The sequence below is a fragment of the Bacteroides sp. RTP21281st1_H5_RTP21281_210402 genome (genome assembly GCF_040918965.1).
GTDB classification, from domain to species: Bacteria; Bacteroidota; Bacteroidia; order Bacteroidales; family Bacteroidaceae; genus Bacteroides; species Bacteroides congonensis.
Map to the genome: position 1 here is coordinate 273348 of NZ_JBCOWR010000003.1, position 25973 is coordinate 299320.

Genomic DNA, 25973 nt, shown 5'->3' on the forward strand with positions numbered 1-25973 from the left:
CCTGTACATTGAACGAAAAATAACAAAACATGGAAGCAAACGAACAAACACTCTACAATGATGAATTGCTGAATATTCTGCCTGACGGAGTCATCATATTGGATATAAACGGAGAAGTCATACAACTGAACCAGCAAGCTCTTACGGAACTTCATGTACATTCGTCAGCCAACGCGATGATGCCTCTTCCGACCAACAGGATATTCAAGCTGTTAAATAAGAAAGAAGATATACTTTCGACCATTCTGGATGAAATCCGTCAGGGCAAAAAAACATATTCGCTGCCTGAGCATACATTTATGCAGGAACAAGTTGACTATACACAATTCCCGATAAGAGGAGAATTTGCTACAATGGAAAATGAAGAGGGTGAAAAAAACATCTTATTCTTCTTCCGTAACATTACTGTGGAACTGACACAAGAGTATATATTAAACACAGCCTTGCAAAGTACCAGAATATATCCCTGGTATTATGACATAAGCCGTAGTGAGTTTACTCTTGACGACCGTTATTTCGAACATTTGGGGATTCCGGCAGGCGAAAATAATACCTTGACAATGGAAGAATACGTAAATATGATTCATCCGGACGACCGGCAAGCTATGGCCGACGCCTTTGCCATACAACTCGGCGGGAATACAACATTCGACAAGACCGTACCGTTTCGCTTGCGTCGTGGAGACGGTACTTGGGAGTGGTTTGAGGGACAATCCACTTATATCGCCAATATATCCGGCCATCCGTACCGGTTGGTGGGAATTTGTTTAAGTATCCAGGAATACAAAGACATCGAAAACACACTGATTGAAGCCCGGAAGAAAGCAGAAGAAAGCGACCGGCTTAAAATGGCATTCCTGGCGAATATGAGTCATGAAATCCGAACTCCATTGAACGCGATAGTAGGTTTCTCGGATGTGATAGCTTCCACATATAATGAATTAAGCGATGAAGAACGGAGCGATTTTGTAAGGTTAATCAGCATCAATAGCGAACATCTGGTAAGGCTGATTGACGACATACTTGACTTGTCCAAAATCGAATCGAACACTATCAAATTCACTTACTCCAACTATTCCCTCAAATCCATAATGAAGGACATAGAGAAAGAGCAGGCAATGAAACATATGCCGGGAATTGAAATAAAAGCAATTTTACCCGATGATGATATTTATATTACTACTGACGCTACGCGCTTGAAACAAGTAATATGTAATTTCATAAACAATGCCCGGAAATTTACAGAAGAGGGACACATTCATTTCGGCTTTATGGCTGATTCGGGAAACAGTGATTCGGTTTGCTTGTATGTTGAAGATACAGGAGAAGGCATTCCTCAAGAATGCCAAAAAGAAATATTCGACCGTTTCTATAAAGTCAATACCTTCAAGCAGGGTACGGGACTGGGGCTTTCTATCTGCAAGACGATTGTAGAACATCTGCAAGGGAGTATTTCCGTTGCGTCGGAAGTAGGAAGAGGCAGCCGTTTTACCGTTACATTACCGCTCAAAAAACAGCCGGTAGAAGTTTAATGCCCCCTGTATTCCTGCGGAGTAACACCCGTATGTTGCTTAAAGAACTTATTGAAGAAAGAGATATTATTAAATCCCAAAGATAAGGCTATATTCTTCACCGGCTCGTTGGTTGACTTCAGCCGGGATTTGGCATCCATCAGAATGACGGATGCTATGACTTCCAGGGGCGTGTTTCCCGCCACCTTTTTTATTGTTGAACAGAAATGCGGCAGACTAAGCCCTAAATGTTCGGCATAAAATGAAGTTCCGTGATGAATTGTATAATATTTCATGACCAACTTCAAGAATTCCTGATAAATCTCATATTTCCTCGACTGAGAAGATAAATACAGGTTGTTTTGCATTTTATAGATTTCAGTGGCTCCCTGAAGATACATGGTAAGAACCGCCTTTACTATCTCCCTGTTTGCCAATGTCTTTGGAGAAGCATACGAAAGAATTGATGATTCATAAAACATCTTGTAGCTGCAAGCCTGCAATGGAGATAATCTTATTATCGGATTCTCCATAATAACAGGGAGAAGATGTTCCGTAGACTTCATCAAGTTTATACCTTCTATGAATCCGGATGAGAAGCCGGCATAATAAATATGAATATCCGGCGAGAAATCAAGAATTTCCATAAAATATCCCGGCGGTAAGGTTATCAAGTCATTCTCACCGATAGTATATAGATTCCCGTTGATTGTTGTTTGTATTATCCCTTTTATACAGAGGATGAAAAAACCAGCCTCTATCCTGCATGGAAAGTTCTTATACCGTCTTAATAAATCTATCTCATATCCTTCTCCAACAACATAATCAACCGGTAAATCAAAACTAGGTATATCGCTCTCCATTGTGTTATTTTGTTTTTGATTTCAAATATAGAGATTATTTGAAATTTCTCCCTCGAATAATTAAAATCGGAATATCGAATATTAAAATAATAACATTTATATCTTATTCATAAGAAAGGATCAGGATATGAAAAGCGGGACACCGGAAGTATATTCAAACTTCTTTGTGCCCCGCTTCTATTTATTACTGCTTATATGCCTGACTTCCGGAAAGCCTTACTGAATATCCAATGCGTCGAACGCCAGACCATCCATATTCTCTGCCGAAAGCAGCACCTTATAATGTCCGGCATTAATATATGTGCCGGTTGTGGTACTCATCATTTTCCACTTGTCCGGTGTTTCCGGGAACGTAAGGATATCCTCTTTCAGCACTACACCTTTCGCGTCGATGAACTTCATCAATACAGGTATCGGTTTTCCGCTTGTATTCATATATTTAAAACGCAGGGCATAGACTTGCGCCAATCCGGTGGAGACATTCCATTCGATACTGTTACCCTTTCCTTTGCTGAAAAACACCCCTGTCTGTTTACGGTGTTCTTTCTTTTGAAATTTACCTTTCAACGTAGCGGCTTCCGCTTCGTAGGCCACGCTGACACGGGCGTTCTTATCTTCAGGAAGAAGTTCTTTGGGCGTTTTTTCCATCACTTCCTTACTTGCTTTTTCCCAACTCCAATCGGACGCGGAAAATTGCGCCGGCTTCAAATCCGTATTTGTGGAAGCGATAGCAATACCTGAAACCAAAGCCTGTCCTGCTTTCACTTCCGGGAAGTGTATCCTCAATGTTCCACCTCTTACTGTCGCATACACCACTTTCTTACACACTCCGTCGTGCCCGCTTTCCGCCCATATATCCAAATCGTCTAACACGACAGAATCATTCACGGCAACATCGAAAATACGTAATCCTTCACAATCAGTGGAAGCACTTCCACCTGTTCCATGCCAAGGTTCCGTGAAATATAACTCAATGCGATAGGTACCATCTGATACCGGAAAACGGTATTCCAGTTGATGGCGTCCGAAACGGAAATGTTGGAACAATGCCCAATCATGAGTACCGCGAATCGGGTCGTTGGTAATACGTTGGCTTGCAAGATAAGGATTCAGTCCCTTAAAGTTTTCTGCCCACGAACGGGAATAATTCGTATTGTCCTGCAACCATGATTGACCGAAACTGTCTGTATAGTTATCGCCACCGCAGTTGATACGATAAATATAATTGTATCCTGCTTCCCCTTTCAATACAGGCTTTTCTTCCTGATAAAGAACTTCGAAATCAGGGGCTTGCTCCAGTCCGTCAAGTACTAACAGGTCTTCCACAACAGGTTTTCCTTTGTAGTAACCTACGGCACGAAGGACATTGTAACGGATGTCCCGGTTTTCCCACATAAAATGAGTACCTGTTCCGTTGTTCTTTTTACGTCCGAGAAAAGTGGATTTTTCATCAGTCACACCGTTATATAGCAATACTGAGTCACAGTTACTATAAGCCTCGATAGTGGCACGACGGCGTCCTTTCTCAAAACGGTTTGTCCATGTATGGGATACCAGATAGACCATCGGGTCTTTTGCTGCCGGAACGTAATTCGCACGATACATATAATAGACGTCCAACGGCTCTTCCCAAGGGGTAACCAGTCCTTTATAATTGAACGGCCCTACTTTATCTATTTTACGATATGCTTCATCCGGCTGTCGGCGTCCGGGATTGTCATGGCTGCTATATATCCACTGGAACTGTCCGCATACACTGTCCTTAGCCTGTTCAGCCAAGCGAATCTTAGTTTCCATCAACTGGCACATACGGCTTTCGCTCCATACTCCATTGACTTCAAATGCTCCGGGCTCCGTATGCAAATCTATACTTCTCCATGCTCCATATTCTCCATTCAACAACTGATTGGGTTGAGAGAGTTCACGACCATACTTGGTCACATCTCCACCATATGTACCACTCCAATTCTGAACCACATTCCAGTCTGTACCTTCCCCGCCATTGCAAGTGGTGATGATACGCATCGTACGTGCAGTCGGATCCATTTCACGAATGATTTCACTGCACTCTTGCGCGAACTCACGAGGTAGTGTACTCTCATTCTGTAATCCCCACATCACTACCGATGGAGAATTACGGCGTTCTTTTACCCATTGGCGGAGCAATCCCTTGAAGTTCTCACGAAATTCCGGTGTGTCATACCACACATGGGCAGAAAATTGCGTCCAGAACAAGACACCCTCTTCATCCCAATACTTCTGATAATCGAGGTGATGCGGTTGATGGGCGTCACGGAAAGCATTGAAACCTGCCGCACGCATTTGTTTTACTCTTGCGGCTACCTGTTCCTTGCTGAAAGCATGGCTTTGCCCGAACTGGTGTTCATATTCGCATACACCATTAATAAATACCGGTTTTCCATTCAAATAGAAACGTCCGTCTCCGTCATTGCGTTTCACCGGCCAACTTATAGTACGGATACCGAACGGCGTAAAAATCTCATCCGTCGTTTTCGTGTCACGCTTAATCATACTGGCAAGTTTATAGAGATATGGATTCTCCGTATCCCATAAAACGGGTTTCCCGACAGGAGACTGCTGACGAATCACTTTCATTTCTCCCGGAGCCAACGTTACTTTCTCCACCAGACGGAAAACCTGTTTGCCATCCGCATTACTCAGTTTATTGACCAACTCTACAGTTTCAGTTGTCTTGCCATAATTCTTAACTTCTGTCTCTACAAAAACATTCGCTGCCTTTTCATCATTCCAAATATGTACGCCGAAAGGCTCGATACGAATCTCGTCCGTTGCTTCAAGCACCACAGGGCGGAAGATACCCAACGGTTGGGAGCCTTCACTAAATCCCCATTCCGAGGAACAGCCGCCGCATACCCAAGGCATATCCGCTATCATTTCCGGATGCCCGGCCTTTACTTCCAACCGGTTGGTTCCTTGTTTCAAGGCATCGGTAACATCCAATGTCAATGTAGTACGTCCCACAGGATGGCGACCGAAATCCTGCCCGTTCACTTTAATGGTAGCATATGTACCCACTCCTTCAAAACGGAGAAAATATCGCTTCCCTGCTTTCTTATCTGTAGTGAAATCCTTCACATACATGGCAGTTCCGTGCATATTTCCATGCGTTAACTGACGGTATCCGTAATAGTCATCCCAATTATGGGGAATATTCACTGTTTTCGCAGGCATCATGAAATTGCCCTTTAAATGGGTAGCTTCTGTAATCCAGGTTTTCCAGCCCTCATTCAATTCTGTGATAAGTCTGCGGTTCTTTGTTTCCGCTTTGGGGAAACGAACAGCCGAGCGTCCCATCGGCTTGCTTGTAGCAATAGCGATGCCGCGCTGTTCTGCGTTATTGACCGCACAATAGAAATGATAGACTACTCCGTCATGTTTCACCACATAACTTTTATGTGCAAACAGTTCATCATAGTTCTTGGAAGGAATAATCAAATCCGCTCCCTTCCAGTCCGTCCAGTTCACCAAGTCATAGCTGGCGGCAAACGTATTGAATGCCTTGTATTTTCGTGAAGGCTCAAAAGCGGAGAAATAGAACATCACATACAGATCCCCCATCTTTTGGATATGCGCGTCTCCTGTAATCGTTCCATCCGCTTCATGTGCAAAGACCGGATTTCCTGCGTACCGCTTCCATCTTTTCATATCCTTGGAGAGTGCGATTCCTACACGTTCCCCTTTCAAATCCGTTTCGGGATGACGGCCGCCCGCATTGTAGAACATCACAAACGGTGCTCCCAATGTTTTGTCTTTATCCCAATAAACAGTGCTTTTATATTGAGTCAGTTTTTCCCACCATTGCGCATCCTTATCATGGATACTCAAAATCGGTTTATCCAATGACTCCCATTCATGTGCGGTGGAAATGTCTCCTTTCGTAGATGCCAGACCGACAAAAAGCGGAGCTTTCACAGCTTCGTAACCAGTGCCCTCACCACCTATATAAGTCATCCAATGACGACCTTTATACGTTTGCAGTTCATAGCTTCCACCCCACTCCATATCCGGCAATGCGGGAAAACCGCCGCGCTGGTTGCAATCCCATTTACCATCCCGATAAGAAAGGATGCGCCCCAAAGTGCGCCATTCGAGCAGGTTTTCACTTTCCGCTATCCATGTCTCGTATCCACGGCCGTCCGTACCGCTCTTGCCATTATAAACGACATAAGTCATTAACCACTTGTCACCCTGACGAAAAACGGTGGGACAGTCAATCTTATGATAATTATCTGCTGGAGCGACAGCAAGCCCGTATTTATACGGTGTCTTCACTTCCTCGTAAATCTGTTCCATCCGTTCCTGCGGAACTTCATGTTGCGCAGGAACGGACAGGGCAGTTACCATACAGGAGATTGTCAGTAATAATCTTTTCATTATCCAATATTAATAGAACAGCCAATCCATTGTTTCTTCGTCTCCGGCAAGTCCGGCATTACGGGCTTTCGTATCCGCAGCAGTGAATCCCAACACTTGAAGATACCCTTTGGGCAACATCAAGGTATGCTTTCCTGGCGTGAAACTATATGCGTGTACATTTGCCAGAGGCATTCCGTTGATACGAACCGCGTTTGTCAATACCGGTTCCGCCTGTCCGTAATCATTGGCGGAAGCGTCAATTTCCAATTTCGGAGCTTTCGCATATTTCTTTTGGTCGTCCTTGAAGTAAGCTACCATTAATTTTACCGGAGCGTCCGTCTCAAAAGTAATGCTTGTTCCCTTTTCGCGTTGCTCACTTCCATTGAAGCGGAATGCCTGCATACCTTTCAGTTCGGGAGCTACCGCTTCTATTTTGCCGGAAATATCAGTAAACAGGGAAATACTCTCATCTACTTTCACTGTCGGATAATTCGACATAAGTTTTACTGCGGCAGGAGCCCAGGCAGCGATTTCCACAGTTTCAGCGACAGCGTTTCCGTTCTGCTTTTCTTTCAACAGGGCGAGATTGGCTTTGAAGTTCTCCAATTCCTTTTCATAATGTACCAGCAATTCTTTCCAAGTCTTATTCTTGCCATCATCTCCACCGATAGGAATACGGCGTTGTGCAGTCTGCATACTGTTCGCATACAAATAATGCCCGTCTGTCAGTTCCACCAGTTTGCGATAATGCTCCAAGCTTTGTTCCATCAACGGAATCGCTTCTTCCAGATTCTTGATATCCTTTCCCCATTGATAATCCAATACCAGTTTCGCAGCTTTCACCTTCAGGTTGAATGCATACGCAAATTCACGATAACAATGCATATCATTCTGTAAACGTGCAAATTCATCCTTATTGGATGATACGGAAGCGGCTGCCTTGTCAATGGCCGCTACCGCCTTGTCTCCATGCTCTATTACCTGAGCTATAATATCCAATGGCATTTCACCCACATGAGGTTGCTTCTTCCATTCTTTCTCTACATATTCAATCAGCTTCTCGCCTTCCGGCCCGCAGCTTTCATAGAATCCCGGATAAATAGTATATTTATAAGGATTGACAAGCTGACTCATAAACATACCCAGCAATAATGTCTGGCGGTTTCCTTCCGTAATACCAAAACGACGGAGCAGTTTCGGAGCAATCTCCCCGCTTTCTTCATAAGCAACGCGGATATTACCCGCATTTTCGTCAGATGTTCCGTAGAACTTGCCTAACTGCCGGTTCCAGTAACCTACCTCGTCCGTACGGTCACGATGACAATTCCATGCATAGCGTCCCCATGTCTGATACCAAATCCAGTCGCGGTCTAATTGGAACTCACGTTCGCCATCCGGCAGTTTGTCGGCAGTATATGGCCAGTCCCAATAAGAAGCCTGCGGATAAAGATGCAGGGCATTGGCGCCATGTACATTGTGCATGGCCTGCACCGCTTTTTGGACGAAATCAGGAGAACCCCATCGGAACGGTTCCAGATTTGCCAGGATATGTACATTGCTGATATGGATAGAACCCAGAGAACTCAAATCCGTATGAATCTTCGACCAGGGGCCGCGTGGCTCATACGTTGTCAGAGACTCACCGTTGTACTTATGCATGGTATAAAGATTCTTATATATCGGCAGTGCGGCATCCATCACCAGTTTGCAGTCCGTATCATGTGCACGCAACAAGAGAGGCGGCTCGTCCGTACGCCCCAATGCCTGCAATCCGTCCTTTACTCCCGGAATGATTGTTTTCGTAAACCATTCCACATCATCTTCTACCGTACACATCGCTTCACCCAAGCAGACAAGTAATCCTACATTCGGATACTTCTCAATAAAGGCGGCAATGCTCTTGCGTGTATAATCGGCAATCACCGGAGTGATGGGACGGTTACGATCCTGAGTTTTCAGTCCGTAATGTTCAGCAAACGGTTTCGAGAGAATGATATTATAGAACATCTGAATAACGAAAATACCACGCTTGTCCGCTTCTTCCGTAAGGAAAGAAAACATCTCTTCATTCTTCTTGAATGTTTCCTCGTCCACTTCCAGTGCAAACGGATAATCTTCCAGTTTCACCAATGACGCAAACGGGTGTCCGTTCCAGAGATACAGGGAATTCATACGGTTGGCAACCAACATATCCAAGTATTTAATCCATTGTTCCTTATCATAGAACCACGGGAAACTCTCGGGCGTATAGGGATATTCATAAACACCGTGTCCCGGCAGATAAGTCATTTTCTGCAAACCGACACAAGCACCACGAAGCACCATTTCCGGCCCGTCCTTCAGTTCTTCCGGAAAGTTCAGTTTGCCTTCCGAATCGTTCACACAGTCTATCAGTTCACGGCATCCGTAGATTACGCCGCTGCCGTCCCTGCCAGAAACTCTGGTAAGATTGCCGGCAGTCGTAATATGAAAACCCTCTTTCTTCAAAGTGGTATCATTCACTTCCGTCAGCAGAATTGTCTTTATTTCCGGATCGGAGAATGTGGTGTCTCCCTGTTGCATCATTACCTGATAGCCTGCTTTATCCAAGGTAGTCTGTAACTGCTCCGCACCGAACAGGACACGGTTGGACGCATCCGGCGGAGTCATAATTTTCACGGTTTGCTTGCCACACGCTGTCAATAGAAGTGCGCATGCCGCAAACATGAATAATTTGGTATTCTTCATTCTTCTGATATATATTATTAATTATATAAATTCAGTTCTTATCTAAGAGGAAGACGAAATAATCCTCTGTTTGTACTCATTCTACCATTTTGCCACTATTCGATACCGTAGTTCCACTTTTCGCTTTGCGCAAGTATGCAATCCCCTCATTATTTAAAAGTTATACTTATCTTTGCAAGCTAATTTCTCAAACAGTAAACAATAAACAAGGAACAAACAATATGAATGAACAATCAAAATTTGACTATGAAAAATACCTTCAGATAGCTCAAATGGCCAAAATGGGATGGTGGGAGTCAGATTTGAAAAATAAAGAATATATCTGCTCCGACTTTATTGTAGACTTGCTCGGTCTTAACAGTAACCGTATCAGTTTCACGGATTTTCATCAAAGAATACGGGAAGACCATCGGTTGCGGCTTAAAAACGAATTCCTGTCCCTCTCAAATCTGGAAATCTACGAACAGATGTTTCCCATGCAAGCCAAAGACGAAGAGATTTGGGTGTATTCCAAAATCAACTTTCAGAAGCCGGACAAAGAGGGCTATAGAAATATGGTCGGTTACCTACAATGTATAGACAAGCCTTTCGATAACTCGAACGAAAATATAGATTTTCTTCAAGTCAACAGCCTGCTTTATCAGCAAAACAGTATTTCATATTCATTGCTTGCTTTTCTGCAAAGCGATGATACGCAACAGGTAATTGACCGGATATTAGGAGACATTCTCAAGCAGTTCAAAGGAGACCGCACCTATATCGTTGAAATAGATAGAGAGAGACAGGTACAGAACTGCACATATGAAGCGGTCGCAGAAGGGGTGTCTGAAGAACGGGACAATTTACAGAATATATTTTGGGATGATTCTTTTTGGTGGAACCGCCAAATTACGGACAGGAAATCCATTATCCTGAATACATTAAACGACATGCCTACGGAAGCTCAGGAATATCGCACCTTGCTGGAAGCACAGGACATCAAGTCATTGATGGCAGTCCCGTTGGTAGCCAAAGACGAGGTTTGGGGATATATGGGCATTGACATGGTCAATACTTACCGCAGTTGGAGCAATGTCGACCTTCAGTGGTTCTCTTCCCTTGCCAACATTATCAGTATCTGCATAGAGCTACGGAAATCGGAACTTCAGGCAAAAGAGGATCGCCGCGCTTTGGATCATAGTGAAAAGATTCTGAGAAATATCTATAAGAATCTGCCCGCAGGCATCGAACTGTATGATAAGGACGGGTATCTGGTGGACATCAATGATAAGGAACTTGAGATATTCGGCTTGGCTGACAAGAACGGAGCATTAGGAATCAACCTTTTCAATAACCCTAATATTCCCTTAGAAGTAAAAGAAAAGCTGAAAGCTAAGGAAGATGTGAATTTCTCAATCAATTATGATTTCTCGAAAATAAAACAATATGTGAAAACCCACAGAACGGGAGTTATCAACCTTACAACCAAGGTTACTACTCTCTATGATTCGCAAAATCAATTTATCAACTATCTGTTCATCAATATAGATACGACAGAAACGACCAATGCATATACCAAAATACAGGAGTTTGAAAACTTGTTTCTTCTGATCGGTGATTATGCCAATGTGGGATTCGCCCATTTCAATGTGATGACAAGAGACGGATATGCACAGGATACATGGTACAGGAATCTGGGAGAACAAGAAGGGATTCCCATGCCGCAGGTTATCGGGGTATATTCTCATGTAGTTCCCGAAGACCAGGCAGTCTTAAGGAACTTTGTACGTGAGGTCAGGGAAGGGAAATCGACCAGTCTACGCAAAGAAGTCCGCGTTTGCAGGGATAACGGCAAATATACATGGACAAGTATCAATGTGATGGTCAGGGATTATCGGCCGCAGGATGGAATTATTGACATGTTGTGTATCAATTATGATATTACGCCGCTGAAAGAGACTGAACAGAAATTGATTGTCGCCCGCGACAAAGCGGAAGAACTGGATCGCCTGAAATCTGCTTTCTTGGCTAATATGAGCCATGAAATACGTACTCCGCTCAATGCCATTGTCGGCTTTTCCAGTCTGATGGCGGAGACGGACAGCAGGGACGAACGGCAGGACTATATCAAAATCGTGCAGGAGAACAACGAGCTGCTCCTGCAACTTATCTCTGATATTCTCGACCTTTCGAAAATAGAAGCCGGCACATTCAATTTTGTATATACGAATGTGGATGTAAACGAGACTTGTTCAGAAATTATCAAGTCAATGGGTATGAAAGTGAGCGATAATGTAGAACTGATTCTTGAGAAAACAATGCCGGAATGTTACATCTACACGGATAAAAACAGATTCGTTCAAGTGATTAGTAACTTTATCAACAATGCACTGAAATTCACCCAACATGGAAGCATTACTTTAGGATATGAACAAGAATCACATCAAAAAATCAAGTTCTATGTGCGCGACACGGGCGTAGGCATACCGAAAGACAAGCAAGATAGTGTATTTGAGCGTTTTGTGAAGCTGGACAGTTTTGTTCAAGGCACGGGGCTCGGACTTTCCATCTGCAAAAGCATCGTTTCGCAAATGGATGGAGAGATTGGCGTTGAATCAACCGAAGGAGTTGGTTCCAGCTTTTGGTTCACGCATCCGTATCATGTTGCCGACTAAATCAAATATAAACGGAATCTTTAATCCCTTAAACAATAGTGTACTTTTCAGAATAAATTAAATCGTATATTTGCATAATTATTATTTTCACAATTATGCAAATATATATAGAAACGCCCCGCTTGATTCTCCGTGACTGGAAAGAGGAAGACATTCCGGCATTCGCACATATGAATGCCGACCCTCATGTCATGGAATTTTTTCTTAATCCGCTAACTGCGGAAGAGACATTTGCTTTTTATCAACGTATTCAAAATGAGTTTCATACCTGTGGCTTCGGACTATATGCCGTCGAGCGCAAAGAAGACCATGCTTTTATGGGATATACCGGATTACACCAGATTACATTTGATGTTGACTTTGCACCGGGAATAGAAATCGGTTGGCGACTGGGACATGAATATTGGGGACATGGCTACGCTCCTGAAGCAGCAAGCGCTTGTCTGGAATATGCCCACAATCATTTGGGTATTAAGGAACTGTATTCGTTCACATCTTTGCCAAATTTTCGTTCGGAACGTGTAATGCAAAAGATAGGCATGACACGCGTGAAAGAATTTAAGCATCCACTCGTTCCTAAGGAACATGCATTGTGTAAACACGTATTGTATCATATTAATTTGAAATAATATTATCAATAAGGAACTATTGACTTTTCCTTTTTTATTTCGTATATTTGCCATAACAAATCAGCCGAAATAAAAATGAAATATACAAAAATAAAGACATAAAGTAATAATTTGGAGACATGCCTGTGTATCCAAAAGAATATCAATGGGGTGAAATCTGCAACGATTCCACCCCGTTTTGTTTAATATATTCGGTATCGTTTAGTAAATTAGCCCGAATATTGTTTATTATAAACGTAAGACCCGTTTATAATAAACTGTTTCATTATTTATTAAAAACGCAAAATGAGTTTATTAGCATCTTGTATAATAAAAAGAAAACAGTTTAAGAGTAAGAATGGCACCAATACACTATTTACAAATATATCTATACATTTTAGGTAATAAATGAGCTTTACACTAATTTTCTTTCCCTCTTATTACTCATAGCAGCCAAGCTATAATCATAATTGAGTTACTGCCGCTCCACAGGGATATCTATACCTTTGTCCGATAAGCCCGGTCCGCCACCGCCTGTATATCCACCGCTTTCACCCGTCTGCCATTCGGAAATCCAAAATGAATATAAATCGGCCTTATTCAGATAAAACTTTAACCGGAGCGTTCTTCCCGCTAAAGGCTTCAGTTCCGGATGATTCTCCCATGAAATCATCTGTTTCGTCTTATCCGACTTCTTCATTAATATGCAGTCTCTTTTAGTGAATCCTTCTATTGGCTGCCCGTTATCACTCAGAACTTCTACCGCTAAAGTCCCTTTCACATCTGCGTTTACAAACAAATAGTTCCCATTTGCCGGAATCTGGGTTTTAATTTCCACATAACCTTCCTTTTTCCCCGCCCGCATCGAGACAAACCCGTCACGACGAAGCATCGCAAGCCCTGTGGCAAAGTTGGAATCATGTTTCGGCTTGCTATTATAGCGTCCACTGACATAAAAATAAAGGGAGTCTCCGACTATCAGAGGGTTGCCCGCAGTAGACTGTACATTACCCGCATTCCATGCATGAAAATCCTCACTGACAGGAAGAAAAGGTTTCTTGTTTTCCCGATTCCAATGGAAACCGTCTTTGCTCCAACCTATCAGGACTTCATTTCTTTTTTGAATATTCAGGCTGTCGCAAACATTGTTCTCCGGGCCCTGCCAAACGGTGAAGTAGCCTAACATATAGCCTTCATACGGCATTGCTTCATGATTGTATATCTGCGGACGCAACCTGGGGAATTGAGGATGACGCGGGTCATCCTCATCGGCATTAAACCAATAACGGATAAACTTATCCCTCTTATTGTCATATATCCTATGTGCAAGACTAACAAGCATTTCCGGGTCTTCATGTTCCAAATAATTGCGTGAACGCCTATACACTCCATTTATGGTTTTCAATGACAGGACGTATTTCTTGCGGAACGGGTCGTAATAGGCCGCACAACGGTCATACAACTCTCCCGAAAGAGCCTTCGGCGCACTCCAATGGATTCCGTCAGAAGAATATTTCAGTTTCATACTGACCGTGAAGCGATTGTTAAATTCTACAACAAACATTTTATAACGTTTTGTCCGGTCTTTCTCAAATTTGTCAAGCAATACGGAAACGCAATCATGTTCTAATGTATCTACGATATTGGTACCCGGCACAACGTCTAATTCCGGTTTTGTCCAGACTTTCCCGTCGGACGACTCTGCATAGCAAGTGACGAGACCCAATAACTTCCCGCCACCGGCAGAATACCACATCTTGAATTTATGCTCTTCTTCATCATACCATACGCCACCGCTGAAAGGAGCGGCATAAGGGTCGCCGTTTATATTCAATTCCCATTTCTTGTCAGCTTTCAAAACAGGATTGCCTGGATAATAGACAGGCGAATGATGTATCCGTTGCAGATTTGTTTTCTCAATTAATGTTGTATCAACAAAAAGGATACGTCCTGTTTGCCCGCATACGGAAACATTGCACATCAATAATAAGAAAACTGTCAATAATGAATATTTCTTCATAATCATCGGTCTTTCAAGATACTTACTTTTGTAAGCCCGTCCGTTGTGGATTCTGTCCTTTCATCGGCCACGCTGAATCTGCATAAGATGTAGCTCCGGATGAGATACATACCATATCAGACGCACCTGCAACAGCTTCTACACCGACATATAAATATCCTTTTGAATCCATTACCGGACTGGAAGTGCATTTTACTCCTAATTCAGCGGATGCAAGCAGACTACCGTCTTGTTTCACAATATAATAGATGGCTTTGTCCGAGATGATGTGGACATATCCTCTGTTATCAACGATTGGCACACAGTTGCTGACGTTCTCCGTTGTAGCATAATGCCATTTTAAAGAACCGTCCGGATTTAAAGCGATAACACCTGCCGAAGCTTCACCGGCAACAGCATTTCCACCGTTGGCATAAAGCGTTCCATCCGTACCAATCACAACACCACCGTTGACAATGGCGCCTGGAGTTTTATGTACCCATTTTTCCGTTCCGTCAGGATTCAAAGCTATAATAGCGCCACCTGATGTCAGTTCGGCTACGGTATAAATAGTTCCGTCCGCTCCTACTGTGTACGAGTTTCCTTTCAATGCCGTACCACCCAAATCTTTCTGATAAACAAACTTTTGAGTACCGGTAGCAAAATCATAACCAAAATATCCCGTATTCTTGGAAGAGCCGAAATAGACAGTTCCATCTTTCGACAGAGACATACCGGACAACACTTCCACATCTAAAGCTATTTCTTTGACTATATCACCGGCCGGACTTAATACGATAAGTTTCTTTCCCCGATGTCCGAAGTAGATATTACCGGATGCGTCAATAGCCGGAGTGACAGCATACAAATTGGAATCGGCGGCTTTGTACGCCCATTTCCTGCTGCCGTTGCTTCCTACGGCAAACAAGAATAATGCACGGGGATGTTCAGAAGTAGCCGGCTTCAAATCGCGAACCACAATATATACATCTCCATTCGGTCCCACTGCCGGACTTGCATATACCATGCTTGCCCCTCCGCCCGGATTCAGTTCATTCATATTGGCAGTTACGTCAAATGCCCATTTCAGTGTTCCGTTTTCCGTATCATAGGCAAAAAGTTTCACGTCGAATGCTCCTGTGGAAGTCTGGTCGGTAATCATATAAACCGTTTTACCGTCAGCCGACAATGCAGGTGAGACTGTACTTTCAATAGCTCCGCCCATTTCTTTCTGCCACATTACATTGATTGCTTTAGCGGGATCCAAGATGGTAAGGTCTTTCTTGGCTGTCGCGCTCAAACCGTTATTGTCGGTCACCGTCAGTTTAATGGTAAATGTACCGTCCGACGGATAAACGAAAGTTGGGTTCTGTTCCGTTGAGACAGATTTCTTTTCGTCTCCAAACTCCCATAACCATGCTATTATCCGATTCCCTTCATCGGGCACGGAAGCATCTTTAAAGACAGCAGCCTGTCCCAATTCATACATACTTTCACCAATGGTAAAGTCTGCCTTTGCCGCAGTGTTATAATATACCTTATCCTCTTCGCAAGAAGAAAATGCAAGAATACAAATCAATGATAATAAATAAGCTAATCTGTTCATAGTATTCATTTTTTAATTGGTTTTATCTATTCCGGAAATATTCAATCCGGGCCCTCCGCCAGCGGTGTAGCCCATACTTTCCCCGTTCACGGAAGGAGAAATCCAGAAAGCGAATATTTCACCGTTATCAATATAGAATTTCACTTTCAGTTGTTTGTCCTTTAAAGAGGCTAACGAAGCGTTTCCTGTCCATTCAATCCTCGCTTTTACATTATCCCCTTTAAAGGCTTTGCACTCGTCTTTTGAGAATCCTTCGATTACTTTATTGCCGGAATCCAAAAGTTCAACTTTCATTTCTCCCGTAACGTCGGCATTCACAAAGAAGTGAGAACCGTCAAATTTCAGTAAGGAAGTTTGCAACTCTCCTGTTCCTTTCATAGACGCAAATCCATCGCGGCGAAGCATGGCCAGTCCGGTAGTGGTAATCTCCTGTGTGCCTCTCAAACGACGGCCGCTCAGATAGAAATAGAGTTTGTCGCCTACTATTAACGGCGCTCCGGCTACGGATTGCAAATTACCTTGGTTCCATGCGTCCGGAGTTGTCGTATTTACGGCATGGAAAGGATTCATGTCCTCACGAAACCAACTGTAACCGTCGCGGCTATATCCCACCATGACTTGATTTCTCTTGATTACGTTGTCCGAAGCACAAACATCGTTTTCCGGCCCTTGCCAAACGGAGAAGAATCCCAACATAATACTTTCATAAGGGGTGGCATCCTGATTGTATATCGCAGGAGCGATGTCCGGATAGTCAGGATGACGCTGTTCATTCGCCCACGGACCGAACCAAAATGCACTCAATAATGCTTCCGCTTTTTTTGTGCCGGCTTGCGGGTCGGCATTTTCATTATAATCCCTTGCACGGACTAATTTGTTTGCGTCTATCCGGACATTGTGCCGCATACTATATACCCATACGTTTCTGAACGGATTCTTATAGACTGTGGAGCGGTCGGCAACCGGTTCCGATTGTGCGGCGGCACGCCAGACCTTGCCATCTGAAGAAGTTTTATAATTATATCTCCATTTTCCGGCTTCACGCGCCACTAAAAACATCTTGTATCTTTTCGATGCATTGCTTTCCTGTTTATCCATCCAAATAACGGATGCGTCACGTTCCGAGTTATAGTCAACGATATTTGTTCCGGCTACAACGGAAAGAGTCGGTTTCGTCCAGTTGATTCCGTCCGTTGATTCCGCATAGCAAGTCACTCCCGCCCCACTAGTTGCATAAGAGCCGCCACCTGCCATATACCACATCTTGTATTTTCCTTCCTTTTCGTCATACCATACCCCGTCGCTGAAAGGAGCGGCAAATGCCGCACCTTTTGTCCCGGTTTTCTCCCAATCCTGTTCCGGTGTCAGTATCGGATTGCCCGGATAATATTCAGGATAATGGAACGTACGTTTCAGATTGGTGGATTCTATCAGGAAATTGTCTACGAACAACTGGCGTCCTACCGAAATATTAATAACAGAAGGTTTATCCGACAGATAAAAAGGTGACATTCCCTTTTCCAGTTCAGACGAAGATGAACGTACCGGCGGCCACTGTTCGGGCAGACGAATCCCGTTGTACAATAGCCGTGAATCTACCGGCTCTTCGCCAGGCGGAACCACGACCGGGGGATTATTGTCTCCACCCGGAGTATCATCACTGCCACCGCAAGCTATCAGCATACAAGGCAGGAAGAATAGTAGTATATAAAATAAACGTTTCATAGTCATTTATCTTTTATTGGTTTGCAGGAACATCTATGCCGCTAGCTGACAGTCCTGGCCCGCCGCCGCTTGTATATCCGCGGCTTTCGCCCGTTTGCCACGGAGAAATCCAAAATGCGTATATATCAGCGTTATCCAGATAGAATTTCAGTCGGACAGCCTTCCCGACAAGTGATGCCATATCCCGGTGTTTCTTCCATGTGACCAATTGTTTTGTCTTATCCGTTTTCTTCATCGGCACACAGTCTTTCCGGGTAAACCCTTCCAATGGTTTCCCATCTTCATCCAGGATTTCTACGCTCAGGCTACCTTTTACATCTGCATTGATAAAAAGATGCTTGCCGTCAAAACGAATCTTCTCCGTCAGCAGATAACCGTCCTTATCTCCATGCATGGATACAAAACCATCCCTGCGTAAAGTAGCCAGTCCGGTAGATGTGTAGCTATCCCACATAATCTTGTTTCTTTGACGTCCGCTGGAATAGAAATAAAGTGAATCTCCTACTACCAGAGGCACTCCGTTGATAGACTGCATATTTCCCCAGTTCCATGCTCCTTCCGTCTCATTCACTGCCATAAAAGGCTTGAAAGAAGGACGGTAGAAATGGAAGCCGTCACGGCTATACCCTAGAAAGATTTCATTCTTTTTCTGAATCCCCAGTTTGGCGCAGACTCCATTCTCCGGTCCCTGCCATACACTGTAAAGTCCCAACATGATACTTTCGTAAGCAATGGCATCAAAATTGTAAATACCGGGGTCGACTTCCGGAAACTCCGGATGACGCGGCTCTTTATTGCTCGGAGTAAACCAGTAGACCATATTCTTGTCCGGCACTCCTTTTCGGATACGATGCGCGAAACTTACTGCCATTTCGGGGTCTTTATTTTCCAAATAGCTGCGTGAACGGGAAGAGACTTTTGTCCCATAACGCATGCTCAATGCCCACACATCACGGAACGGATTGTAGAATGCCGATGAACGGTCGTATAAATCACCGGACTGGGCCACTCCCTCTCCCCAATGAATCCCGTCTGACGAGTATTTCAAGATAAATTGCCATCTGCGGTCGGTGGGACGGCGTTCGACATTGAACATCTTATACCGTTTGGACGGGTCTTTCTCCTGTTTGTCCAACCAGATAGTGGCTGCGTCACGATTGCAGGTATCTACAATATTGGTCTGGTTCCAAATATCCAGTATAGGTTTTGTCCAGTGCTTACCGTCTTCCGATTCGGCATATCCAGTATAAAAGGTCTGATTGTCTCCTTTGTGAAGGACACCTGCACCGGCCAGGTACCACATTTTGAACTTCCGGTCTTTTTCGTCATACCATATCCCGTCACTGAAGGGGGCAGCGTAGAGCCCGCCTTCGGTTGTCTTTTCCCATTCCTTGTCAGGGCCGAGTACCGGATTCCCTTCGTAAAACCGGGGAGTATGGATGACTCTGTCCAGATTGGTTTCTGCAATCAGAAAGGAATCAACAAATAGTTGCCGCCCTATATTTACCGGGATTACTCCCGGCTTTTGTTTAAGATAGGGTATCGGCATATCTTGTGCTTTTTGTGGCTCCGCATAGCGGGGCGGCCATTGTTCAGGCAGGTGTATGCCATTGTAAAGTACTTCTGTCTGGGCAATAGTTATGCCCGGTACTACCAGACTGAACAGTAGTACCGCAATATTTTTCAAATTTATCATGCTAATTCTTTCTTAGTTAATATCCCGGATTATTTTCTGTGATATAAGGATTGGAATTCACTTCATTAATAGGAATCGGCAACCATTCGTGCTTGTTGGTGACGAATCCTTTAAAGTCATCTGCCGATATGAACTTCTTGAAGTTAGGATCAGATTCCTGCAACTCCGTAAAACGGCTGGCCAGCTTGCCCCAACGGAGCAAATCATAGAAACGATGCCCTTCCAAGGCAAATTCCAGGATTCTTTCATTCTGAATATCAGCCATGGTTACGGAAGGGAGTTCGCTCATGTTGGCACGTCCGCGTACTTTGTTTACTGCCTGCAAGGGAGTCATGTTCGATGCTTGTGCACCACCGCTGACGACAGCTTCCGCATACATCATCAACACATCGGCATAACGGATATATCGCCAGTTCACTCCATGGGCACGGGGCTGATTATACACATACTCCTTGACACCTGCACCTACACCGACCAGTTTAGGAGTCCCGTCCGCTTCCGTTTGTGTAGGCATGGAACAGTCAATCCCTTTCCTGATACCTGCCTTGAATGGGTGCGCCAAAGGATTGGATACAGTGGCGAATCCCTCTTTTTCATTCTTTGCGGGATAAAGTTCTTCCCATTTATATCCACCGGGGCCTTTCAGACGTATCGGGTTGCCACCTGCGTCATTTCTCAAATGAATGTCCGCATCCAAATCATTGAATATCATTGTGGAGAACATTCGGATATCAGTATAGCCGTCTTTGTCTATCGAATTCACAAACGCGTTATAAAGCCAGTTATGCACTACGCCTTCATAACCTACTCCCGCTCCCGGCAACATCAATCCACGTGAATCGAACGCTAGACCGGAAGTGGCAAGCCCCGGATTGAATCCTGCATTATCGACATCGCCCAAGAATTGAAACTCAAGGATTGATTCTTCATTATTTTCATGAGCGACATCAAAATTATCAGCATAATTTTTAGTCAGGTCATAAGTTCCGTATTTTCCGTCTATAATATCAGCAAATTCTTTGGCGGCTTCACTGTAAAATGTAGTCTTGTCTTCGCCATAATTTTGCTCGATTCCACTACGGTAGAGGTAAGCTTTTCCCAATAAGGCGGCTGCGGAAGCTTTTGTCACACGACCGGCATTCTTGCTGTCCCAATATCCCTTCACGGGCAACAGTTCTTTCGCGTGTGCCAGGTCTTCCTGAATAAAGTTCCATACAGCGGCAGGTTTCTCTAAGGGACGAACATAGTCATCGCCGTTTCTCGGCATCTGTCTGATGGGAGATATGTTCCGGAAATTAATCAACAGGTAATAGTGCGCAAAGGCTCTCCAGAAATAGGCTTCACCCATATATGCGTTCCGCAGTTCTTCATTGCCGCTAAAATCGACAGACGGGGCGGTTTCAATGATGTAGGATGCCTGGGATGCTGTGGTGTACATCAATGTATAAGGTTGCTCGATGGTGTAATAACTGGCATTCAAGTCGGCACCGAACATACCCGGCTTTCCATAATCCGAATTGGACGATGCTTCGTCAGAACGGATTATCGTGGTCTTAGAGCCGGAAGCTCCCAGGCAGCGTTGTGTAGACATATATCCGTACATGGTCATCACTGCGTCATTCACAGCGGACGGACTGGTGAAATAAGCTCCCATACTCGGCTGATTCGGATTGATAGCCAGGTCATCAAAGATACCGTTACATCCGTGTAATATCAAGCCGCTCGCCAAGATAAATGCGGCATATACTTTCTTATAGTTTTTCATATGAATCATATTTTTAGTTATCAGAATGAAGCGTTAAAACCAAAAGTGAACGTTCGGGCATTGGGGTATGAACTGATGTCAATCCCACGTGAGAACAATACGTTAGAACTTACTTCGGGGTCATAACCGGAGTATTTGGTCAGCGTAAACAGATTTTGTACGCCTGCATAAACGCGTAGTTTATTGAACCGGATTGCTTCCAGCCACTTTTTAGGCAGTGAATAGCCTAACTGAAGGTTCTTCAGACGTAAATAGGAACCGTCTTCAACATAAAATTCACTCGGCAGAGAGTTTCCGCCACTAGTGTTTTGGGTTTTCATGACAGGTATTCCCGTATTCTTATTTGTTTTCGTCCATCCATTCATAGCCTCTTTGACCACATTGTTGGAATAATCAAAATAATAGGTGTACTTTTTCTGGTTGAATATATCATTTCCCTGCACTCCCTGGAAGAAAACAGTCAAATCAAAGTCCTTGTATTCCATGTTGATGTTCAAGCCGTATGTAAAGTCAGGGATAGGGCTGCCCAGAATGACTTTATCATTTGCATTGACTACTCCATTCTTGTCCGTATCCGCAAAGATGAAATTTCCTTCCGCATCAAAACCATCAATCTTATAGCCATAGAATGAACCGATTGCTTCTCCCGGCATGGTAATGGAAGCTGCATCATTAAAGTAGCTGGACATTGCGCCGGAAGTAATCGGCTGCACGTTTTCCCCCAATGATAATACTTTATTTTTCAACGTTGCGATATTGAATGTCGCATCTATATGGAAGTCTTTCGTCAATTGTTTCCTGTAATTCATCATAAACTCCCATCCTGTATTTTTTACGGAAGCTGTATTGACGTACGGTTTTTCACGTGAACTGTTGATTTCAAAGATTTGCCCGGAAGACAGGTTCAAGTCAATCTGCGCCAACAAATCTACGTTCTTTTTCACGAAATAGTCTAATGATAAAGTCAGGTCATTGTTGAAGAAGCCCAGTTCGATACCAATATCTGTGGTTTTGGCAGTTTCCCATTTCAGGTCTTTCGATTTCAGATAGGCTGCGCGTCCTGTCACATAGCGCTCTCCGCCTACCGTGTAGGGAATAGGCCCATAAGCTATCGCGTCGAAATTATAGGGGTTGAGGAAGTTGGCTCCCAACTCACCGTAACTGGCTCTAATCTTCAATTTGCTCATTACAGGATTTTGGAACCATTTCTCCTGATGTACATTCCATCCGGCGGAAACAGAGGGGAAGTAACCTACCCTATTGTCTTTATGAAACTTGGAAGATTCGTCCCGGCGGATACTCAAGGACAGCAGATATTTATTATCATAATCGTAGTTCACACGGGCGAAGAAAGAAAGTAATGCCGCATTACTGTCGCCTGCCGAAATCTTGCCATCTTCATTTTGGAATCCGGTGATATCCGTTCCACCCAAGTCGTTAATGGTAGAGTTGGTCATGTAGCGATAGTATTCTCTCATCCAGCTTGTTCCTAGTAAAGCGTCTATTGAGTGACGGTTGAATGTCTTGTTGTAAGTCAGCAAGTTATCAATCGTATAAGTAAATTCTTCACCTCTTGTTTCCGATACGCTGTTGCGTGTATTGCCGTAATCTTTATCGGGAGTTCCATCTGAGTTCCATTTTGTGTAGTACTCAGGTGTATGGGTATAATTATGCTTATTGCTATAATTTCCGCTTAACGATAATTTGTATTTTAAGCCGCCCCAAATATCCAGTTGGGCGTTCAAAGAGCCGATTAAATCCGTCACTTTATTGAACTGGTCAGTATAATGCAATGGGGCTATCTTATTCTGCGCCTTGCCATCTTCGGGGTTGATGTAATAATCAGGGCCACCCGAAGTAAACCGTCCTTGTTCATCATAAATAGGTAATGTCGGCAAAGCTATGTTGAAAGCTGTAGTAGGAGTTTTATCCTTATGGGTCAGTCCGAGGGTTTCGGAAAATGAGAAACGTCCTTTTTTATAAGAGGTATTCAGGCGGAAGTTATAACGTTTATAATCCGAATAAATCGTCATGCCGGTCTGGTCAAGATAACCGAGGCTTGTACTGAAAGTAGAGTTGTCTCCACCACCTGCGATACTGGCATTCAGGTTCCATACCGGGGCAAACTGTATCCATTCTTTTGACCAGTCGGTATTCAGGTTCGGATTGGTAGGATTATCATTCTCCGGTGCATGAGGCAAGCCACTGTTGTCTGCCACCATATTGGCAAATTCTCTCCATTCCGACGCATTGAGAAACTCCGGAATATTAGTCGTTTTCTGGAAAGCGAACGAACCGTCTATCTGAATGACGGGCTTGCCGGACTTTCCTTTCTTTGTAGTAATCAAAACGACGCCATTGGCTGCACGTGAGCCGTAGATAGCGGCAGCCGCACCGTCTTTCAGTACTTCGATAGATTCAATGTCATTGGGATTCAATGAGCTTAATCCGGCATTACTGAATGCTCCGTCGATGACATACAGAGGTTCGGTAGCGCCAAAAGAAGCGGCACCGCGAATCACGATGTTGACATCTGCTCCCGCCACACCGGCTTGCTGTACGATGTCTACACCCGGTGTACGTCCTTGTAAGGTTGAAGCGACATTGGAAGATACCTGTTTGCTGATTTCCTGGGAAGAGATGGAAGCGACTGCACCTGTCAGGCTTGATTTCTTCTGCACGCCGTAACCGACTACTACGACTTCATCCAGAACTTCCGTATCGTCCTGCAACTGGATAGAATATGAGTGCTTATTCCCTACCTTTACTTCCTGTGTCTTATAACCGATATAGCTGACAGCCAGAAGTGCATCTGCCGGAGCATCCAATGTAAAGTTACCATCTACATCTGTCACAGTACCTGTCCCCGCTCCTTTCACCAATACACTGGCACCAATTACCGGTTCGCCTTTGGTATCTGTCACGGTTCCCGTTATTTTCTTTGTTTTCTGATTTCCTTGTGATGTAACGGGGGCTTCTTTTGCTTTGAGGTATATTTTCTTCTCCCCAATTTCATAAGCCACATTGGTACCCGCAAATAAGTCATCTAATACTTTGGAAAGGTCTTTGTCTTTTGCCTGAACGGAGACAATCCGTTCGGGGTTGACAATCGTACGGCTGTAAGCTACCGTAAGCCCTGTCTGTTTGGTAATGAGCGAAAATACTTTCTCCAACTTGACTTGTTGAAGATTCATTGTTATTTTCTGAGCCGATGCCGCAAGACTTACAGCAAAGCTCAATAACAATACAAGCAATACTCTGTTCTTCATACTTAGTTTGTTTAAAGTTATAAATAGGTTCTTAATCTCTTTGTATTTAGTGGACACACGAGATTAAGAAGCGGGTGAGGGAAAAAGCGTTTTTTTCTGAAGTTTTTTTATTTTCAATAAAGATTCTCGTAGTAACAAGTTCGTTTTCAATAAGATATGATTTAGCTTTTATTTGTAGGAAAATGGAATATAAAAAGAAAAGTCCTTCCGGATTTTATTTTCAGAAGGACTTATATCAATAGATTCAGTTTCTTGATTATTCGTTAGAAACAGTCTTTTGGGATAGTGACGGTATCCTGTCCACATAGTGACGCTATACTTACCGGATACCGTCACTATCACGCAAGGATAGCGTCACTATATTTTTTTGCAATCTAGTAAAGTTCCTGATTCACCAATTCGTCAAAGAGCTTTGCATATTTTTCCGCAACTGCTTCTGCAAACTTTTTACCTTTTTCCGCAGAAGCTCCACGCGGGTCGCCGACACCGGTATCTTTGGATACTTTTCCCCAGTTTCTGGGAATCCACGCCACCTTTTCATTCAAAGACTGTATGGCAAAGGTTTTGTATTCTCCATTCCCTGCTTCTTCAAGATTGACCAGTTCGGGATGATAATGCATCATCACTGACGTCTCGACTTCATCCGCATGGTCGCCCGGATTTTCAAAATAGTCCTTTGCCTTTAATACGGTGTACCATTCACTTGATGCTATCAGGAAGTCAGGATAGTCTACCGACAAATCACGAATCATACTTTTAAAAGTATTGCCGCCATGCCCGTTGATTATTACCAATTTACGGATGCCTTGAACATAAAGGGAAGAAACGATATCCGTCAATATGGCTTTCTGAGTTTCATAACGCGTATGGATACAGAAGGGTAATTCCCGTTGTCCCGGATTTTGTGACCCCATGCCGATGGGCGGCATGACCATGCAGTTCACGCCATATTCCTGTTTAGCTATCAATGCGGCATCAACCGCTACATCATGGGAAAGAATACAATCCGTCATATATGGCAAATGCAGATTATGAGGTTCGGTAGCTCCCCACGGCAATGCCACAATATCATATTTCCTGTCTTTTACTTTTCCATAACAAGATATGGATAAATCAACTTCTTTATTCATATGCCTTATTTATTTCTAATGA

13 protein-coding genes are annotated in these 25973 nt (G+C 43.7%); 3 read left to right on the forward strand and 10 right to left on the reverse strand.

Annotated elements, in window-relative coordinates; all coding sequences use genetic code 11:
- The first annotated feature begins 29 nt into the window (after positions 1–29).
- The gene (locus tag AB5443_RS06690; RefSeq protein WP_277133171.1) at positions 30–1532 is read left to right on the forward strand and encodes an ATP-binding protein; all 1503 of its coding nucleotides are present in this window, start codon (positions 30–32) and stop codon (positions 1530–1532) included.
- Here the strand turns inward: AB5443_RS06690 and AB5443_RS06695 are convergent.
- The 3 genes from AB5443_RS06695 to AB5443_RS06705 all read right to left on the reverse strand — a co-directional run bounded on the left by AB5443_RS06695 (position 1529) and on the right by AB5443_RS06705 (position 9499).
- Positions 1529–2374, reverse strand: a complete 846-nt coding sequence (locus AB5443_RS06695; RefSeq protein ID WP_277133173.1) for an AraC family transcriptional regulator — start codon at positions 2372–2374, stop codon at positions 1529–1531. The two genes, AB5443_RS06690 and AB5443_RS06695, sit on opposite strands and share 4 nt — an antisense overlap.
- 216 nt (positions 2375–2590) lie before the next feature.
- Positions 2591–6790: a malectin domain-containing carbohydrate-binding protein gene (locus AB5443_RS06700; protein ID WP_368113510.1), complete on the reverse strand. Its 4200-nt coding sequence runs from the start codon at positions 6788–6790 to the stop codon at positions 2591–2593.
- 9 nt (positions 6791–6799) lie between these two features.
- Complete coding sequence (locus AB5443_RS06705; protein WP_277133177.1) at positions 6800–9499, reverse strand: hypothetical protein; 2700 nt, start codon at positions 9497–9499, stop codon at positions 6800–6802.
- A gap of 221 nt (positions 9500–9720) precedes the next feature.
- Here AB5443_RS06705 and AB5443_RS06710 point away from each other — a divergent pair, with 221 nt between their 5' ends.
- Together AB5443_RS06710 and AB5443_RS06715 are read left to right on the forward strand one after the other, a co-directional pair.
- Entirely contained in the window at positions 9721–12153 is a 2433-nt protein-coding gene (locus tag AB5443_RS06710) for an ATP-binding protein (RefSeq protein ID WP_368113511.1), read from the forward strand.
- Between the two features lie 95 nt (positions 12154–12248).
- Positions 12249–12782 (forward strand): GNAT family N-acetyltransferase, encoded by a 534-nt coding sequence (locus tag AB5443_RS06715; protein ID WP_277133179.1) that lies wholly within the window; start codon positions 12249–12251, stop codon positions 12780–12782.
- A 454-nt stretch (positions 12783–13236) separates the two neighbouring features.
- On the opposite strand, the gene AB5443_RS06720 is transcribed toward AB5443_RS06715, so the two are convergent.
- From AB5443_RS06720 to AB5443_RS06750, 7 genes are all read right to left on the reverse strand, one after another.
- Complete coding sequence (locus tag AB5443_RS06720) at positions 13237–14781, reverse strand: hypothetical protein (protein WP_277133181.1); 1545 nt, start codon at positions 14779–14781, stop codon at positions 13237–13239.
- Between the two features lie 22 nt (positions 14782–14803).
- The gene (locus AB5443_RS06725; protein ID WP_277133183.1) at positions 14804–16366 is read right to left on the reverse strand and encodes a PQQ-binding-like beta-propeller repeat protein; all 1563 of its coding nucleotides are present in this window, start codon (positions 16364–16366) and stop codon (positions 14804–14806) included.
- Between the two features lie 12 nt (positions 16367–16378).
- Positions 16379–18091, reverse strand: coding sequence for a hypothetical protein (locus AB5443_RS06730; protein WP_277133185.1), 1713 nt, complete (start codon positions 18089–18091; stop codon positions 16379–16381).
- A gap of 13 nt (positions 18092–18104) precedes the next feature.
- On the reverse strand, positions 18105–19787 hold the full coding sequence (locus AB5443_RS06735; protein WP_277133187.1) for a hypothetical protein: 1683 nt from the start codon (positions 19785–19787) through the stop codon (positions 18105–18107).
- Between the two features lie 16 nt (positions 19788–19803).
- On the reverse strand, positions 19804–21552 hold the full coding sequence (locus AB5443_RS06740; protein ID WP_277133189.1) for a RagB/SusD family nutrient uptake outer membrane protein: 1749 nt from the start codon (positions 21550–21552) through the stop codon (positions 19804–19806).
- Positions 21553–21572: 20 nt separating this feature from the next.
- The gene (locus AB5443_RS06745; RefSeq protein ID WP_368113512.1) at positions 21573–24821 is read right to left on the reverse strand and encodes a TonB-dependent receptor; all 3249 of its coding nucleotides are present in this window, start codon (positions 24819–24821) and stop codon (positions 21573–21575) included.
- A gap of 374 nt (positions 24822–25195) precedes the next feature.
- Entirely contained in the window at positions 25196–25951 is a 756-nt protein-coding gene (locus AB5443_RS06750; protein WP_368113513.1) for a creatininase family protein, read from the reverse strand.
- Positions 25952–25973: the final 22 nt, after the last annotated feature.

Coding starts and splice junctions, on each gene's coding strand:
- AB5443_RS06690 (WP_277133171.1), top strand. CDS start 30: ATGGAAGCAAACGAACAAACACTCTACAATGATGAATTGCTGAATATT.
- AB5443_RS06695 (WP_277133173.1), bottom strand. CDS start 2,374: ATGGAGAGCGATATACCTAGTTTTGATTTACCGGTTGATTATGTTGTT.
- AB5443_RS06700 (WP_368113510.1), bottom strand. CDS start 6,790: ATGAAAAGATTATTACTGACAATCTCCTGTATGGTAACTGCCCTGTCC.
- AB5443_RS06705 (WP_277133177.1), bottom strand. CDS start 9,499: ATGAAGAATACCAAATTATTCATGTTTGCGGCATGCGCACTTCTATTG.
- AB5443_RS06710 (WP_368113511.1), top strand. CDS start 9,721: ATGAATGAACAATCAAAATTTGACTATGAAAAATACCTTCAGATAGCT.
- AB5443_RS06715 (WP_277133179.1), top strand. CDS start 12,249: ATGCAAATATATATAGAAACGCCCCGCTTGATTCTCCGTGACTGGAAA.
- AB5443_RS06720 (WP_277133181.1), bottom strand. CDS start 14,781: ATGAAGAAATATTCATTATTGACAGTTTTCTTATTATTGATGTGCAAT.
- AB5443_RS06725 (WP_277133183.1), bottom strand. CDS start 16,366: ATGAACAGATTAGCTTATTTATTATCATTGATTTGTATTCTTGCATTT.
- AB5443_RS06730 (WP_277133185.1), bottom strand. CDS start 18,091: ATGAAACGTTTATTTTATATACTACTATTCTTCCTGCCTTGTATGCTG.
- AB5443_RS06735 (WP_277133187.1), bottom strand. CDS start 19,787: ATGATAAATTTGAAAAATATTGCGGTACTACTGTTCAGTCTGGTAGTA.
- AB5443_RS06740 (WP_277133189.1), bottom strand. CDS start 21,552: ATGAAAAACTATAAGAAAGTATATGCCGCATTTATCTTGGCGAGCGGC.
- AB5443_RS06745 (WP_368113512.1), bottom strand. CDS start 24,821: ATGAAGAACAGAGTATTGCTTGTATTGTTATTGAGCTTTGCTGTAAGT.
- AB5443_RS06750 (WP_368113513.1), bottom strand. CDS start 25,951: ATGAATAAAGAAGTTGATTTATCCATATCTTGTTATGGAAAAGTAAAA.